We start from the raw sequence: 1,401 nt of genomic DNA, 5'->3' as shown, positions 1-1,401 counted from the left end.
ACCTATAATATAATACAGGTACACCATTGGAGCAGATTATGGGACGTCCTCTCACTGGAAAAAAGCATGTTGGAATTCGTCGTGACACCCGCCCGAATGGCGATGTTTACGTGTATGAACGCGTTACCGGATATGACGCCAAGACGCAGAAAACCAAGACGATCTCTACCCGACTTCTTGGAAAAATTCTGGCCGGAACGACGGAAATGATCCCGACTCGCCCCAAAAAATCGCGTTCTGAGGTTGTAGAGCCTCCGGTTGAAGCTGTGCGCACGCATGTCGGACTGCAGAAAATTCTCGAATGGGCCGGAAAGGAATCGGGCATCGATGAGGATCTGAAGACATGCTTCGAGATTGGGGATGCTCAGAAATTGAGTTCAATCGCCCGATATTGGGTTGCCACTGATGGTGATACGCTGCCTCGCATGGAGACGTGGCAGATGATGAATCCGTTGCCTTACGAGTACCCCATCACGCAGGATGTGTACGGCAAGCTTTTTGCGTCTGTCGGACGTAATGAGTCAGGCCTGCAAGCCTATTTTCGAAGCCGTGCTCAAAGAGTTTCCTCGTCGGGCTTGAATTTGGCTCTGGACACAACGACCTTTTCTACATATTCGAAGAATCAAATCGAAGCGCGTCAGGGATTCAACAAGGATGGCGACGGACTGGATACGATCAAGCTTCTGGTCCTGTATTCAGTTGAGAATCGAGAACCGGTAGCTTTCAGCAAGCAGCCGGGAAACATTCCGGACAAGATCTCGCTGGCAAATTCTCTACGGCAGCTTGAGGTGCTGGGCCTCTCTGCACCGGTTATCGTGGCTGACAACGGCTTTTACTGTCAGGCCAACATGACTTACCTCGCGCGGGAGCACGTGAAGTTCCTGATGCTCGCCAACAGCACCGACAAATGGGTTCGTGAAGAAATTGATGCTGTTCGCGAAGAGATTGGCGCTTTCGAAAATTCCTGTCCGTTTGATGTCGGTGTCAATGCCGTCATGCGTCGTCGCCAGCACGATTTCAGCATCGTTCGTCAGCGCACGCGCGGCAACTACGAAGCAGGACAGACTGAAACATTCACCCGGCGATTGTATGTTCATGTTTGTTACAAGCCGGAAGCAGCTCCGATTCAAGAAAGACGTCTTAAGGAGAGCCTTTTTTCAATCAAGAAAGATTTGGAAGATGGTGTTGAAGAATTCCGACCTGCCGCCCAGAAGCTGATCGACAACTTCCTCATCGTGAAGCGCACAAGCAAAGGCGTCAAGGTTTCCTTCAAGAATGAAAAGATCGAAGAAGCCAAGCGATACTGGGGGTACTTTGTCCTCGTGAGCAACGAAATTCGCGATCCCTTTGAAGCTCTGAAAGCATACCGCTCCCGCGAAAAGATTGAAGAGTTGTTCGCGA

The 1,401-nt window shown here is 50.5% G+C and carries 1 protein-coding gene; it reads left to right on the top strand.

Translation table 11 applies throughout. From position 1 onward, the window contains the following. Positions 1–38: 38 nt before the first annotated feature. The coding region (locus HMPREF3036_RS00085; protein ID WP_062330636.1) for an IS1634 family transposase at positions 39–1,401 on the top strand (1,363 nt) is incomplete at its 3' end.

The organism is Sutterella sp. KLE1602 (genome assembly GCF_001578585.1).
GTDB lineage: Bacteria > Pseudomonadota > Gammaproteobacteria > Burkholderiales > Burkholderiaceae_F > Sutterella > Sutterella wadsworthensis_A.
The sequence above is the reverse complement of the archived record's forward strand: the minus strand, read 5'-3'. Positions and strand labels throughout refer to the sequence as shown.